The 14,651-nt window shown below is 68.3% G+C and carries 13 protein-coding genes and 1 pseudogene; 13 read left to right on the top strand and 1 reads right to left on the bottom strand.

The genetic code is table 11. The features are described 5' to 3' along the window. The first annotated feature begins 44 nt into the window (after positions 1-44). The 4 genes from EOD73_RS09745 to msrQ are packed head-to-tail and all read left to right on the top strand — an operon-like array spanning position 45 to position 5,020. Positions 45-2,084, top strand: a complete 2,040-nt coding sequence (locus EOD73_RS09745) for a cytochrome c biogenesis protein ResB (RefSeq protein WP_240660660.1) — start codon at positions 45-47, stop codon at positions 2,082-2,084. Further along, on the top strand, positions 2,081-3,418 hold the full coding sequence (gene ccsB, locus EOD73_RS09740; RefSeq protein WP_127682799.1) for a c-type cytochrome biogenesis protein CcsB: 1,338 nt from the start codon (positions 2,081-2,083) through the stop codon (positions 3,416-3,418). Before EOD73_RS09745 ends, ccsB begins: the two co-directional genes overlap by 4 nt. Before the next feature lie 49 nt (positions 3,419-3,467). Further along, positions 3,468-4,421: a protein-methionine-sulfoxide reductase catalytic subunit MsrP gene (msrP, locus tag EOD73_RS09735; RefSeq protein ID WP_127682798.1), complete on the top strand. Its 954-nt coding sequence runs from the start codon at positions 3,468-3,470 to the stop codon at positions 4,419-4,421. Then, positions 4,418-5,020, top strand: coding sequence for a protein-methionine-sulfoxide reductase heme-binding subunit MsrQ (gene msrQ / locus EOD73_RS09730; RefSeq protein WP_240660659.1), 603 nt, complete (start codon positions 4,418-4,420; stop codon positions 5,018-5,020). The genes msrP and msrQ overlap by 4 nt, the downstream gene beginning before the upstream one ends. A gap of 63 nt (positions 5,021-5,083) precedes the next feature. On the opposite strand, the gene EOD73_RS09725 is transcribed toward msrQ, so the two are convergent. Then, positions 5,084-7,147: a S9 family peptidase gene (locus EOD73_RS09725; protein WP_164846019.1), complete on the bottom strand. Its 2,064-nt coding sequence runs from the start codon at positions 7,145-7,147 to the stop codon at positions 5,084-5,086. A gap of 297 nt (positions 7,148-7,444) precedes the next feature. On the opposite strand from EOD73_RS09725, the gene EOD73_RS09720 reads away from it, so the two are divergent. The 9 genes and pseudogenes from EOD73_RS09720 (at position 7,445) to EOD73_RS09680 (ending at position 14,640) form a co-directional block, all read left to right on the top strand. Further along, complete coding sequence (locus EOD73_RS09720) at positions 7,445-8,215, top strand: SDR family oxidoreductase (RefSeq protein WP_127682796.1); 771 nt, start codon at positions 7,445-7,447, stop codon at positions 8,213-8,215. Then, on the top strand, positions 8,212-8,571 hold the full coding sequence (locus EOD73_RS09715) for a dihydroneopterin aldolase (protein ID WP_127682795.1): 360 nt from the start codon (positions 8,212-8,214) through the stop codon (positions 8,569-8,571). The genes EOD73_RS09720 and EOD73_RS09715 overlap by 4 nt, the downstream gene beginning before the upstream one ends. Then, positions 8,568-9,401, top strand: a pseudogene (gene ttcA / locus EOD73_RS09710) (tRNA 2-thiocytidine(32) synthetase TtcA); the annotation flags it as partial. The gene EOD73_RS09715 and the pseudogene ttcA, both read left to right, overlap by 4 nt. Positions 9,402-9,497: 96 nt before the next feature. Beyond that, positions 9,498-10,091 carry a DUF4136 domain-containing protein gene (locus tag EOD73_RS09705; RefSeq protein ID WP_127682793.1) on the top strand — a complete coding sequence of 198 codons (594 nt, stop codon included), beginning with the start codon at positions 9,498-9,500 and terminating at the stop codon, positions 10,089-10,091. Positions 10,092-10,155: 64 nt separating this feature from the next. Beyond that, on the top strand, positions 10,156-11,553 hold the full coding sequence (glmU, locus tag EOD73_RS09700; protein WP_127682792.1) for a bifunctional UDP-N-acetylglucosamine diphosphorylase/glucosamine-1-phosphate N-acetyltransferase GlmU: 1,398 nt from the start codon (positions 10,156-10,158) through the stop codon (positions 11,551-11,553). A 7-nt stretch (positions 11,554-11,560) separates the two neighbouring features. Beyond that, on the top strand, positions 11,561-12,094 hold the full coding sequence (locus EOD73_RS09695; RefSeq protein WP_127682791.1) for an SRPBCC family protein: 534 nt from the start codon (positions 11,561-11,563) through the stop codon (positions 12,092-12,094). A gap of 2 nt (positions 12,095-12,096) precedes the next feature. Continuing rightward, entirely contained in the window at positions 12,097-12,987 is an 891-nt protein-coding gene (locus EOD73_RS09690) for a DUF808 domain-containing protein (RefSeq protein WP_127682790.1), read from the top strand. Positions 12,988-13,055: 68 nt separating this feature from the next. Further along, the gene (locus EOD73_RS09685; RefSeq protein WP_127682789.1) at positions 13,056-13,313 is read left to right on the top strand and encodes a hypothetical protein; all 258 of its coding nucleotides are present in this window, start codon (positions 13,056-13,058) and stop codon (positions 13,311-13,313) included. A gap of 184 nt (positions 13,314-13,497) precedes the next feature. Continuing rightward, the gene (locus tag EOD73_RS09680; RefSeq protein WP_164846018.1) at positions 13,498-14,640 is read left to right on the top strand and encodes a tetratricopeptide repeat protein; all 1,143 of its coding nucleotides are present in this window, start codon (positions 13,498-13,500) and stop codon (positions 14,638-14,640) included. Positions 14,641-14,651: the final 11 nt, after the last annotated feature.

Here is a 14,651-nt window from a genome sequence, read left to right as displayed (position 1 = left end):
CGGTGCCTCGCACCGGCTTTTTTTACGCCCGGACAATCGGCCCGATGACGTCTTCTCGCTCCTCCCGCGTTGGCCAAGAAGTGCTGGAGCTTCTGGCGTCGATGCGCTTTGCCATCTCGCTGCTCGCCCTGATTTGCATCGCCTCCGTGATCGGCACGGTGGTGCAACAACGCCAGCCCCTGAACAACTACATCAACCAGTTCGGTCCGTTTTGGGCCGATCTGTTTGGCCAGCTGGACCTGTTCACCGTCTACAGCGCGCCCTGGTTCTTGCTGATCTTGGCCTTCTTGGTCGTGTCGACCTCGCTGTGCGTGGCCCGCAACACGCCCAAGATCCTGCGCGACCTGCGCGACGCCAAGCTGCATCTGCGCCCTGCCAGCCTGCAGGCCTACCCGCACAAGGCCCAGGCCGACTGGGCGCACGCCCCGGCCGACACCCAAGCCGCCGTGCTGGCGCGCCTGCAAGCCGAAGGGTGGTCGCCGAAGCTCGACGCCCGCGCCGACGGCACCCTGATCGCGGCGCGCAAAGGCGGGGCGCACAAGCTGGGCTACATCGCAGCCCACGGCGCCATCGTGCTCATTTGCTTGGGCGGGCTGCTCGATGGCGACCTGGTCGTGCGGGCCCTGGCCGCGGTGCAGGGCAAGACCCTGTACACCGGCACGGGCAACACGGTGAAGAACGTCGAGCCCCACCGCCTGGACGAGCGCAACCCCAGCTACCGGGCCAACCTGTTCGTGCCCGAGGGCGAGCGCGTGGGCGTGGCCTTGCTCAACATGCCCGGTGGCGTGCTGCTGCAGCAGTTGCCCTTCGAGTTGGAGCTCAAGCGCTTCATCGTCGAGTACTACGACACTGGCATGCCCAAGCTCTTCGCCAGCGAGGTGGTGCTGCGCGATGCCCAAGGCGAGCACCCGGCACGCATCGAGGTCAACAAGCCCTTCATCCACGACGGCGTGGCCATCTACCAAAGCAGCTTCGAAGACGGGGGCTCCCCCGTTCAGGTGAAGCTGGAGCCCTGGGTGGGTCGCACGGCCACGGTGCTGGACGGACGCGTCGGACAGAACCTCCCCCTCCCCGGCACCGGCTACACCCTGGAGCCCGCCGACCTGCGGGTCATCAACGTGGAAGACCTGGGGCAAGCCTCGGCGGCGGGGGCGGCCAGCAGTCCGCCCAAGTCCTTCGGGCAGCACCTGGGCTCGGGCGCCAAGGCCCCCGGCGACAAGACCCTGCGCAACATCGGCCCCAGCCTGACCTACCGCCTGCGCGACGGCGCCGGCCAGGCCATCGAATTCCAGAACTACATGGTGCCCGCCGAGTTGGACGGCACCCGCGTCTTCTTGGCCGGCGTGCGCGAAACGGCGCAGGCCGAGTTCCGCTACTTGCGCCTGCCGGCCGACGAAAACGACAGCCTGGCCGGCTGGTTGCGCCTGCGCCGCGCGCTGAACGACCCCGACCTGCGCCAGCGCGCCGCCGCGGCCGTGGCCGCCGAAGCCTCGCCCCGGGACGACCTGCGCCCGCAGTTGCAGGCCACGGCCGAGCTCGTGCTGGCGGTGTTCGCCGGCGCGCAGCCCGTGGGCGATGCCAAAGGCGGCCTGGCGGCGCTGGGCGCCCACGTCGAGCAGCGCGTGCCCGCAGCCGAGCGCGAATCCATGGCCAACGTGCTGTTGCGCCTGCTCAACGGCGGCCTGCTGCACCTTGACCAACTCGCCCGCGCCCAAGACGGCGTCGCCATCCCGCCCGCCAGCGAGGCCCGCCAGCGCTTCATGGCCCAGGCGGTGCTGTCCCTGTCGGACAGTGCCTTCTACCCCGTGCCCTGGATGGTCACCTTGGAAGGCTTCGAGAAGCGCCACGCCAGCGTGTTCCAGGTGGCGCGCGCGCCTGGCCAAAAGCTGGTGTACTTGGGCGCTGTCTTCCTCATGATCGGCGTGTTCGCGATGCTCTACGTGCGCGAGCGCCGGCTGTGGCTGTGGCTGGCGCCCTCGGCCACCGGCACCCAGCTCACGCTGGCCCTGTCCAGCTCCCGCCCTGGCAGCGAACTCGACTCCGAGTTCGCCCGACTGCAAACCCATGTGATGCAAGCCCCATGACCACGACCGCCATCCCCCTGCCCACCGCCGCGGCCCCGCGCCGCTCGGTCTTCGATTGGGTCTTTGCCGCCTTGGTGCTGCTGGGCACCGGCTATGCGTTTTGGCGCTACCACGGCTCCATGGACGCCTACGAGCAAGGCGTGCTGCTGGGCTCGGCACCGGCGCTGATCGCCCTTGGTTGGTTCTGGGCGCCCTTGCGCACGCTCAGCGTCGTCGTCGGCGCCGCGGCCCTGCTCGCCATCGGCCTGTACAGCGGTCACCGCGACGCCTTTGGCGCCGACCTGGCGGTGGCCGACCAGCTGTTCCTGTTGAAATACGGTCTGGCCAGCCAAAGCGCCATCTTGTGGATGGCTTTTTTGGTGTTCCTGTCGACCGGCTTTTACTGGCTCGGGATGCTGACCAAGAGCGACAGCATGGAGGCCATTGGCAGCCGTTTGGCCTGGGCCGCCGTGGGCATGGCCCTGATCGGCACCCTGGTGCGCTGGTTCGAAAGCCACCAAATCGCGCCCGACATCGGCCACATCCCGGTCAGCAACCTCTACGAGGTGTTCGTGCTGTTCACTTGGATGACGGCCCTGTTCTACCTCTACTACGAGCAGCGCTACGCCACCCGCGCTCTGGGCGCCTGGGTCATGCTGATCGTTTCGGCGGGCGTTGGCTTCCTGCTTTGGTACGCGTTCGCGCGCCAAGCCCACGAAATCCAGCCCCTGGTGCCCGCCCTGCAAAGCTGGTGGATGAAGATCCACGTGCCGGCCAACTTTGTCGGCTACGGCTGCTTTGCCCTGGCCGCTATGGTGGCCTTGGCCTCCTTGCTCAAGACCTCGTCCGTGAAGCCGCTTTGGTGGGGACTGGTGGTGCTGCCCTTGGGATTGGTGGCGGTGCTGATGGGCTTTGCGCAGTTCGGTGGCCTTCAGGAAAGCACCGTCTCGGGCTTGCATGCCTGGGCACGCAAGTTCGGCGGCGTCGGCCTCTTCTTGGCGGTGTGCGTCGCGCTGCGTGACCGCTTCACGGTTCGCCTGCCCGCCCTGCCCGTGCTGGACGAGCTGATGTACCGCGCCATCGCGCTCGGCTTTGCCTTCTTCACCGTCGCCACCATCCTGGGCGCCTTCTGGGCCGCCGAGGCCTGGGGCGGCTACTGGAGCTGGGACCCGAAGGAAACCTGGGCCCTCATCGTCTGGCTGAACTACGCGGCCTGGCTGCACATGCGCCTCATGAAGGGCCTGCGCGGCGCCATCGCCAACTGGTGGGCGGTGATCGGCTTGCTGGTCACGACCTTTGCCTTCCTTGGGGTCAACATGTTCCTCAGCGGCCTGCACAGTTACGGGCAGCTGTAAGGACGGCGCGGCCCGGCACGACCCATCTCGGCACCCAGGAGCTCCCGTCATGCCACGCCCCTTCGTTCCCCCGATCCCCAGCAGCGAAATCACACCGCGGCGCGTCTACCTGCAGCGTCGCACCTGGTTGGCCGGCGCCGGCGCGCTGGCCCTGCCCGCCTGGGGCCAAGCCGGCAACAAGCTGCCGGGCAGCAAGTCCACGGTGCCCGGCGCGCTGGCCCTGGACAAGCCCACCGCCCAGCGCGACGCCACCACGTACAACAACTTCTACGAGTTCGGCACCGACAAGTCCGACCCGGCCGAGAACGCCCACACCCTGCGCACCCGGCCCTGGACCGTGAGCGTCGAGGGCGAGTGCCTCAAGCCCCGCACCTTCGGCATCGAAGAGTTGCTCAAGCTCGCCCCCATGGAAGAGCGCATCTACCGCCTGCGCTGCGTCGAGGGCTGGTCCATGGTCATTCCCTGGGTGGGCTACTCGCTCTCGACCCTGCTCAAGCAGGTCGAGCCCACGGGCAAGGCCAAGTTCGTCGAGTTCGTCACCTTGGCCGACAAGACCCAGATGCCTGGCGTGCGCAGCGGCGTGCTGGACTGGCCCTACCTCGAGGGCCTGCGCTTGGACGAAGCGCAGCACCCGCTCAGCCTGCTGGGCTTTGGCATGTACGGCGAGCTGCTGCCCAACCAAAACGGCGCGCCCCTGCGCCTCGTGGTGCCCTGGAAGTACGGCTTCAAGAGCGGCAAGAGCCTGGTCAAGATCCGCCTCACCGAAAAGCCCCCCATCACCAGCTGGATGGCCGCCGCCCCGCGCGAGTACGGCTTCTTCAGCAACGTGAACCCGCAGGTCGACCACCCGCGCTGGAGCCAGGCCACGGAGCGCCGCATCGGCGACGACGCCGGCCCCTTGGGGGGCTTGTTCGCGAAGCGCCGCCCGACCCTGATGTTCAACGGCTACGCCGAGCAGGTGGGCCCGCTGTACGCTGGCATGGACCTGCGCCGATTCTTTTGAAGCGCCCGCTGCTGCTGCACCCAGCGGTCAAGCCGCTGGCCCACGCCCTGTGTGCCTTGCCTTTGCTGGGGCTCGTCGCCGCCTTGCTCACGCAAGGCCTGGGCGCCAACCCGGCCGAGGCCTTGATCCGCGGCCTGGGCGACTGGGGCCTGCGCGGCCTGCTGCTCACCCTGGCCATCACGCCGCTGCGCGTCACTTTCCACCAGCCCGCGCTGCTGCGCCTGCGCCGCCTGCTGGGCCTGTGGAGCTTTGCCTACGTGGCCCTGCACCTCACGGCCTACGCCTGGTTCGACCAGGGCCTGGTGCTTCAAGACATCGTGCGCGACGTGCTCAAGCGCCCCTTCATCCTGGTGGGCATGCTGGCCTTCCTGCTGATGCTGCCCTTGGCCCTGACCAGCGTCAACGCCGCCGTTCGCGCGCTCGGCGGCCGCCGCTGGCAGGCCCTGCACCGCCTCGTCTATGGCGTCGCGGCCCTGGGCTGCCTGCACTTCTGGTGGATGCGCAGCGCCAAGAACAACCTGGCCGACCCCTTCTTCTACGCCGCCCTGTTGGCCCTGCTGCTGGGCTGGCGCCTGTGGCACCGCTGGCGCCAACGCTGACCCCGATGGCCCCATGAAAAACGCCCGCGCAAGGCGGGCGTTTTGGGGCAATGGCGCCGCGGCTTACTTCTTCTGCGAGCCCGGGCCGATGTGCTTGTCCAAGAAGGCCAGCATCTGCTCGTAGAGGTCGACGCGGTTCTCCAGCTTGCCGTAGCCGTGGCCTTCCTTGTCCTTGATCATCAGGACCTCGGGGGCCTTGCCGGCGCGCTTCAAGGCATCGACCATCATCGTGGTCTGTTGCAGCGGCGTGCGAATGTCATCCCGACCGGCGTACATGAACAAGGCGCCTTCGAACTTGTCGCCATGCCGCGCCGGCGACACCTCGTGCGCTTTGGTCCAGTCGTCGCCCTTGATGCCGAGGATTTCCTCCTTCCAGGAGCGCTGTCCTTGGCGGTTGTAGGCCGTGTCACCCGACATCGAGGTCAATTGCGTTTGCAGGTCGCTGACCACCAAGCCCGCCACGGCGCACTTGAACATCGGCTTGGACTTGATCATGGCCCACAGCGAGGCGTAACCGCCGTAGCTGGCCCCGCTGATGCACATGCGCGATGCGTCGGCAAAGCCTTGTTGCACGGCCCACTGCGCCGCGTCCTCGTGGTCCTCGCTCATCTGGCGCCCATACGCGCCCTTCTTGCCAGCCTCGAAGATCTTTTTGCCAAAGCCCGGCGTGACCCGGAAGTTCGGGATCACGACGGCGTAACCGCGCGAGGCCAGCACCTGCGCCTCGCGAATGCCAGTGCCCCCCAACCAGGTGTCGGCACGGGCAAATGGCCCGCCGTGGATGTGCACCACCGTCGGCAGCTTCTGGCCCGGCTGGTAGCTGTTCGGCAAGACGTAGTACGAGGGGATCTCCAGGCCGTCGCGCGTCTTGAGGAGGAAGGGGCGCACCTCGGCCAAGTGGCGCTCGTTCAGGCTCTCGTTCGTGCGGAGCAGTTCCTTGAGGCGGCGGGTTTTCTCGTCGAACAGGTAGTAGGTCGCGGGCTGGCGGTCACTCACCACAGTGACCAACGAGCGATCGGACTTGGTGCGCTGCAAGATCACGGCCTTGCCAGGGAAGGCGCGCTCCAGGCCAGCATGCAGCGCGGCATAGCGCTCGTTGAAAAACACGGTCTGCAGCTTTTCGTCGCGGATGCTCAGTCCGACCAACTTGCCGTCGCTGTCGCGCACCAGGCTTGCGCCCAAGTCGCCCATGCTGTCCAAGCCCATGTCGTACCGCGGATGGGCCGCAACCACATCGGACAGGTCGCCCTTGGCCACATCGAAACGCACCAGGGCGCTGGTGTCGCGCCCCTTGGCGGTGGAAACGATGAAGTCTTGGTTGTTGTCCGCCATGGCGATGGGCGTCCAGCGCTCCTTCTCACCCTTGTCGAACTTCTTGATCACCCGCCATTCGGCGTCGGCCGAGTCGCGGTACAGCACACTGACCTGTTGCTCTTCGGGCATCAGCTCGCGGTCGTCCACGACGGTGGCCACACGCGGCACGCCGCTCTCGTCGACCAACCAGCGTGTAACCAAACCCGGCTGCTTGAAGGTCAGCAATTCCTTCTTGCCGTTGCTCAAGTTCAAGCGGTACAGATCGGGGGCCCGCGCATCGCGCAGGCTGCCGCTGACGATGATCTCTTCGGTGTTGTTCGGCAGGCGGCCCGCCACGCGGATTTGACGCCCCGCCTCGCGCACGGTGGGGTGCAACTGGCGCCCGCCCGAGCCGTCGGCCTTGACGACGAACAAGCCACCGCCTTCGCCGAAGTCGGGGCCCGTGGGGGTGTCCAAGGTGCCCAAGCTGAACACCAGGTAGTCGCCAACCCAGTTGAACTGCACCACGTCGTACTCGGTGAAGTTGGTGACCACCCGGGGCTTCATGGTGTCGAGGTCGAGCACCACGATGTTGCGCTTTTCGCCCACTGGGGCCAGCGCTGCCAGCTTTTTGCCATCGGGCGACAGGCTGCCCTGTTGGTACAGCGGGTAGTCGACGTACGCCTTCACCGGCAGCGGTTGGAAGGGCACGTTGGTGGTGACGTCCGGCAACACCGCCTGCGTTTGGGCCCAGGCCCCGGTGAGGGGCGTGGCCCCCAACACCGCGCTCATGCCCAGCAGGGCGATGGCGCGTTTGGTCAGTTTGATGTTCATGTGTTTCCTTGGGGGGACTTGCGTTGTTCGTGCACGGGGCCGACCGAAAGGCGGCGCATCTGCATGGTGCCGCCAGCCCCCGGGCTTGGACAAAAGCCACGGGAGATAGCCGCTTTGGGGCGAAGGATTTTGCGGGCGGCGCAGCTCCGCGTTTACCCCAAGACGGACTTGCCCCCTTACCGGCGGCCGTGGGCTTGGGCGCCCACGCCCCCATTCCCGTTTGGGGCGGTGGCGGCCCGGGATAATCGGGGCCTCGATCTTCTGGTTCCGTGGCGTCGCCACGCCCTCCCCCCTCCCATGCGCCCGGCCGTCCTCGTCACCGGAGCGGCCCGTCGCTTGGGCCGCCACATCGCCTTGCACTTGGCCCAGCACGGCTGGGACGTGGCGGTGCACCACCGCCATGCGCCCGACCCGGAGGCCGAGGCCACGGCGGCCGACCTGCGCGCGCTGGGGGCCCGCGTGCACGTCCTGGCGGCCGAACTGGGCGACGAGGCGGCCGTGGAGGGCTTGGTGCCGGCCGCCGTGGCCGCCTTCGGCCGGCTGGACGCGGTGGTGAACAACGCCTCGCGCTTCGAGCACGACACCATCGACACGCTGAGCCATGCCAGCCTGGACGCCCACTGGCGCACGAACACCGCCGCCGGGTTGATCCTGGCCCGCGCGCTGCACCGGCACTGCGCGGAGGCCCAACGGCAAGGCTGCGTGGTCAACCTGCTGGACCAAAAGCTGTGGGCCCCCAACCCGGACCACCTGAGCTACACGCTGAGCAAGGCGGCGCTGGCCGCGGCCACGCCCATCTTGGCGCAGGCCCTGGCGCCCTGGGTGCGGGTGGTGGGCGTGGCGCCAGGGTTGACGCTGGGCAGCCCCGACATCGACGCCGCCCGCTTGGCCAAGCTGCAGTCGCAAACGCCCTTGGGCTTGGGCGTGGCGCCCGACGACATCGCGCGCACCGTGCACTACCTGCTGAGCACCCCGTCGGTCACCGGCACCAGCATCGTGGTGGACGCCGGCTCGCACCTGACCCGCATGACCCGCGACTTCGCGTTCACGGACACGGACTCCCCATGAAGACCATCCACATCGAAAAGCTGCGCGTCCAAGCCAGCGTGGGCATCCTGCCGCACGAGCTCGAGGCCAAGCAGCAGTTGCTGATTTCGCTCTTCGTCGAGCTGGCCGACGGGCCCTTGTTGCCCGAGGAGGACAGCGTGGCCCACGTGCTGGACTACCGCCACCTGCGCGCCAGCGCCATCCGCCACGCCGAGAGCGGCCACATCAACATGCTGGAAACGCTGGCCGGCCGCATCCTGCAAGACCTGCTGAGCGAGCGCGGCGTGAGCGCCGGCACCGTCAGCGTGACCAAGCCCAACATTTTTCCGGACTGCGACGGCGTGACCGTGAGCGTGACGGGCAGGAACCCGCGATGAGCCACAAAGACAAAGAAGCCCACGAAGTCAACAAGCTGTCCAAGCGCCTGCACCGGCAGGTGGGCGAGGCCATCGGCGACTTCAACATGATCGAAGCCGGCGACAAGGTCATGGTCTGCCTGAGCGGCGGCAAGGACAGCTACGCCTTGCTCGACATCCTGATCAACCTGCGCCAGCGCGCGCCGATCGACTTCGAGCTGGTGGCGGTCAACCTCGACCAAAAGCAACCTGGCTTCCCCGAAGAGGTGCTGCCGACCTACCTGAAGAGCATCGGCGTGCCCTTCCACATCGAGGAGCAGGACACCTACAGCATCGTCAAGAAGCTGATCCCCGAGGGCAAGACCACCTGCAGCCTGTGCTCGCGCCTGCGCCGCGGCATCCTGTACCGGGTCGCGGGCGAGCTGGGCTGCACCAAGATCGCGCTGGGCCACCACCGCGACGACATCGTGACCACGCTGATGCTCAACATGTTCCACGGCGGCAAGATGAAGGGCATGCCGCCCAAGCTGGTCAGCGACGACGGCAAGAACGTGGTCATCCGTCCGCTGGCCTACGTGGCCGAAAGCGACCTGATCCGCTGGGCCGAGCACCGGCAGTTCCCCATCATCCCGTGCAACCTGTGCGGCAGCCAGGAGAACCTGCAGCGCGCCGCCATCAAGGCCATGCTGCAGGAATGGGAGCGCAAAACCCCCGGTCGCATCGACAACATGTTCCGTGCCATGGGCAACATCGTGCCCAGCCACATGATGGACAAGGCGCTGTACCCCTTCACCACGATCAAGGCCACCGGCGCCGCCTTCGAGGGGGGGGACATCGCCTTCGACGAAGACGAGGGCTGCGGCCCCACGCCCGAACCCGTGCGTGTCATCCGGTTGAGCCCCGAAGCCGTATAAGTCGCTGTCCCGCCCGTTCCCAGGAGACCTGCCATGACCCGCCGCGCCCTTTTGTTGCTTGCCCCTGCCCTGCTCTTGGCCGGTTGCGCCAGCCTGAACCAGGTGGGCGCCGAGGTCAGCAGCTTCGGCGAATGGCCCGCCGGTCGCGCTGGCGGCACCTACGCCTTCGAGCGACTGCCCTCGCAGCAACAGGCCGGCAGCCGCGCGGCCCAGTTGGAGGCACTGGCCGCACCGGCGCTGGCCAAGGCCGGCTTCCAACCCGCCCCGGCCGGCGCGGCGCCGGACGTCATCGTGGCCATCGGGTCCCGGGTGTCGCGCACCGACGCCGCCCCCTGGGACGACCCGCTGTGGGTGCGCTGGCACGCGCCGCTGCGCGCTTACCGCTACGGCCTCTACCCCGCGCGGCCCTGGGGCAGCAGCTTCCCGCCGGAGCCGCGCTACGACCGCGAGGTGGCGCTGCTGCTGCGCGATCGCGCTTCGGGCCAGGCCCTGTACGAGGCCCGCGCCAGCAACGACGGCGCCACGATGGGCAGCGAGGCCCTCGTGGGCGCGCTGTTCCAAGCGGCCATGAGCGACTTCCCCCGGGCCGATCCCAAGCCCCACTGGGTGCGCGTGCCGCTCCCCTGATCGGGGGTCGGGCGCGCCAAAGGCGCCCGGATAATTCCGCCCCTTTCGACACGCAGGGGGCGGGATGGCTTCGACGATCAACTTGGTGGTGATGGCCGCCGGCAAGGGCACGCGGATGAAGTCCGCCACGCCCAAGGTGCTGCACCCCATCGCCGGCAAGCCCTTGGTGCAGCACGTGCTGGACACCATGGCCCTCCTGCCCGCGGCGGCGCGCATCGTCATCACCGGCCACGGCGCCGAGGCCGTCGAGGCCCGCACCCGCGGCGAGGCGCTGCGCTTCGTGCGCCAAATGCCGCAACTCGGCACCGGCCACGCCGTGCAGCAAGCCCTGCCGGCCCTGGACGACAGCGCGCCCATCACCTTGATCCTCAACGGCGACACGCCCCTGGTGCAAGAGGCCACGGCCCGCGCCCTGGCCGAGGCCTGCGGCGGCACGAAGCTCGCGCTGCTGACCGTGGTGCTGGACGACCCCACGGGCTACGGCCGCATCCTGCGAGAGGGCCAGCGACCCGACGGCGCCGTGCTCGGCATCAAGGAGCACAAGGACGCGAGCGAGGCCGAGCGCCAGATCCGCGAGGGCTACACCGGCATGATGGCCGCGCCCACCGCGGCGCTGCGCCGCTGGCTGGCGGCCCTGAAGAACGACAACGCCCAGGGCGAGTACTACCTGACCGACATCGTGGCCATGGCCGTGGCCGAGGGCGTGCCGGTGGTGGCCACGCAAGCGGCCAACGAGACCGAGGTGCTGGGCGTGAACGACCCGGTGCAACTGGCCGACCTGGAGCGCCGCTTCCAGCGCTGCGAGGCGGAAGCGCTGATGCGCGCCGGCGTGCGCCTGCTGGACCCGGCCCGCTTCGACCTGCGCGGCACCTTGACGCACGGCAGCGACGTCGAGATCGACGTCGGCTGCGTCTTCGAGGGCCACGTGCACCTGGCCGACGGCGTGAAGGTGGGGGCGCACTGCGTCATCAAGAACGCCCGCCTGGACGCCGGCGCCGTGATCCACCCCTTCACCCACATCGACGGCGAAAGCCAACCGGTGCAGGTGGGCGCGGGCGCGCTCATCGGCCCCTTCGCCCGCCTGCGCCCCGGCGCCACGCTCGGCCGCGAGGTGCACATCGGCAACTTCGTCGAGGTCAAGAACAGCAGCCTGGCCGACGGCGCCAAGGCCAACCACTTGGCCTACCTGGGCGACGCCACGGTGGGCGAGCGCGTGAACTACGGCGCGGGCGCCATCACCGCCAACTACGACGGCGCGAACAAGCACCGCACCGTCATCGGGGCCGACGTGCACGTCGGCTCGAACTGCGTGCTGGTGGCCCCGCTGACGATCGGCGCGGGCGCCACCATCGGGGGCGGCTCCACCGTCACCAAAGAAGTGCCCGCCGGCGGCCTGACCGTGGCGCGGGCGCGCCAGGCCACGCTGCCGGGTTGGCAGCGGCCGGTCAAAGCCAAAAAGTGAGGCGGCCATGCTGAAGTTCTTCAAGTTCGTGTTTGGCGGGGTGGCCGTGCTGGCCCTGCTGCTCGTGGTGGGCGGCTACTTCCTGTCGTCGAAGTTCACGGTGGAGCGCCGGATCACGATCCAGGCCCCGCCCGAGCGCGTGTTCGCGCTGGTGGCCGACCCGCGCGAGTGGAAGCGTTGGGGCGTGTGGAACCAGCGCGATCCGGGCATGGCCATCGAGTACAGCGGCCCGGCCAGCGGCGTCGACGCGGTGTGGGCCTGGAAGAGCAAAAGCGAAGGCGACGGACGCATGCGCTTCACCGCGGCCGAGCCCGGCCGCCGCCTGGCCTACGAGCTGTTCTTCCCCGATTTCGGCACGACCTCGACCGGCGAATTGCGCCTGCAAGCCCAAGGCCAAGGCACCGAGGTGGTGTGGGTCATGAACGGCGACATGGGCCGAAACCCCTTGTTCCGCTGGATCGCCCTGAACGCCGACGCCATGGTGGGCAAGGACTTCGAGGCCGGCTTGACCAACCTTCAACGACTCGCAGAAAGCAACTGACCATGGCCGGTGCCAGCCTCCTGACCCTGCTCGACGACATCGTCACCGTCTTGGACGACGTGGCCATCCTGACCAAGGTGGCCGCCAAGAAAACCAGCGGGGTGCTGGGCGACGACCTCGCCTTGAACGCGCAGCAGGTGGCCGGCGTGCGGGCCGAGCGCGAGATTCCGGTGGTCTGGGCCGTGGCCAAGGGCTCCTTCGTGAACAAGGCCATCCTGGTGCCGGCGGCCTTGCTGATCAGCGCCTTGGCGCCGATGCTGATCGTGCCCCTGCTGATCCTGGGCGGCTTGTTCCTGTGCTTCGAAGGCGTGGAGAAGGTCTGGCACAAGATCGCCCACCGCGACGAGGAGGCGGCGCAAGAAGAGGCCCTGACCGAGGCGCTGATCCAGCCCGAGGTCGACCTCGTGCAGTTCGAGGCCGACAAGATCAAGGGCGCCGTGCGCACCGACTTCATCCTCTCGGCCGAGATCATCGTGATCGCGCTGGGCATCGTGTCGGGCAAAGACCTGACGACCCAGGTGCTGGTGCTGTCGGGCATCGCCGTGGCCATGACCATCGGCGTGTACGGCCTGGTGGGTGCCATCGTGAAACTGGACGATGCTGGCCTGTGGCTGACGCAACGCCACCCGAACGGCGCCCTGCACCACCTCGGCCGCGGCCTGCTGGCCCTGGCCCCGCAACTGATGAAGGCCCTGGCCGTCGTCGGCACCGCCGCCATGTTCATGGTGGGCGGCGGCATCTTGGCGCACAACATCCCGGCCCTGCACCACCTCGTCGAGGGCGCGCACTGGGCCGCCGAAACGGGCTTCAACCTCGGCCTGGGCGTCGCCGCCGGGGCTTGCTGCCTGCTGCTGTGGAACGGCGTGCAGGCCCTGCGCAGAAAAAAGTCCTGATCTCCGTGTTTTCCTGATGACGGCCGGGCCCGGCCGCAATAGCATCCCCCCCATTCAAGGGGGTGTCCATGCTGCAGCAGGCTCTGGCCGCGACGGGATTGGTGGTGGTGCTGGTGATGGCGGCCGACATGCTGCTCGTCGCCCTGCGCCAGCCCGGCTGGCTGGCGCGCTGGGGCCAAGCCCTGCGCAGCGCCCCGCGCGCCGACCGCGACCGCGCCCGCCGCATGGAAGCCTTGCGCCGCCAACGCAGCGCGCTGGTGGGCGCCATGCCCCTGCCCCACCAAGGGGGGGTCTGGTTGCCGGCGGGCCGTCACAATCAGACGTAGCCCCCGGCTCGGTCGAGCCGGCGACGTTCAACCACCGGCCTCGATCTCCATGAAGCGACACCTCGCGCCCCTTGCTTTGGCTTTGCTGGCGGCCTTGCCCGCCGCGGCCGCCCCGGAACCCAGCCAGCCCGTGCCCCCCCGTGCCGGGGCCGCCACGCCCTCGGCATCGTCCGACGAGTTCTACATGCGTGGCCTGCAGGCCCTCAGCGCCCGGCAATTCCCCGAGGCCCGCAAGGCCTTCACCGAGAGCCTGCGCATCAACGAGCGCAACGTCATGGCCATGCTGGGCCTGGTCGAGTTGTCGTTTCAGACCCAGAACGACGCGGACACCAAGCGCTGGCTGAAGAAGGCCGAAGAAACCGCGCCGAACAACGTCCACGTGCTGATCACGGTTGGCCGCTATCACTTGACCCGGGGCCAAGCCGACAAGGCCGAGAACGTCCTGGTGCGCGCAGTCGAGGCGGATCCGAAACAACTTCAGGCGCTGATTGACCTCGCCGACGCCCATTCTCGGCAAGGGGCCTTCGAAAAGGCCGTCACGCGCCTGCGTCAAGCAGCCATGCTGGCACCGGAATCGGGCGCGGTCCAGCACCTTTTGGGCGTCACGCTGCAGCGAAGTGGGAAGCTTGCAGAGGCAGAAACGGCGCTACTGAAGGCGGCGGAACTCAACCCAAAGTCGCCCGACGCGTACGTCGCGCTTGCGCAAGCCGAGACTCGGGCCGACGCCGCCAACAAGTACATCGATCAAGCCTTGAAGCGCGTCCCGTCCCACTACGAGGCACAGATGCTTCGGGTCTTCTGGCAATACAAGGCCAACGACCTTCCGGCGGTCCGAAAAACGCTGGATGAAGTGATCAAGCAGCACCCGACAGCCGCAGAGCCGTGGGTCCGCAAAGGCATGCTGGCGACGACCGAGAACCGGGTCGCCGAAGCCAAGGAAGCCTACAAAGCCGCCCTGGAACGCGATGCCAATCACCCCATTGCACTGAACAACCTCGCCATGATGGCGCTGAGCCCGGGAGGTGAAGGCCCGGCCGTCGCCGAAGGGCACGTGCGCAAGGCACTTCGCGTGCTGCCCAACAACGCGTCGCTGCAAGACACCTTGGCCGCCGTGCTCGTTGCCAAGCAAGACGCCAGGAGCGCCCTCACCGCCATCCAGTTGGCCGCCAAGCTCGACCCGCGCGATCCTGGCATCCAGTTGCACCTGGCCGAAATCCTGCTGCTCAACGGCGACAAGGCCGGCGCCAAGCGCGTGGCCGAGGCCCTGAAGAGCACCCCGGGCGTGGACCAGCCGCGACTGCAAGCCGTGCTGCGCAAGGCCGGCTGATCGCCAGCGCC

Origin of the sequence: Inhella crocodyli, assembly GCF_004004565.1 — a bacterium.
Lineage (GTDB): Bacteria > Pseudomonadota > Gammaproteobacteria > Burkholderiales > Burkholderiaceae_C > Inhella > Inhella crocodyli.
This window is presented reverse-complemented; position numbering and strand designations above follow the sequence as displayed.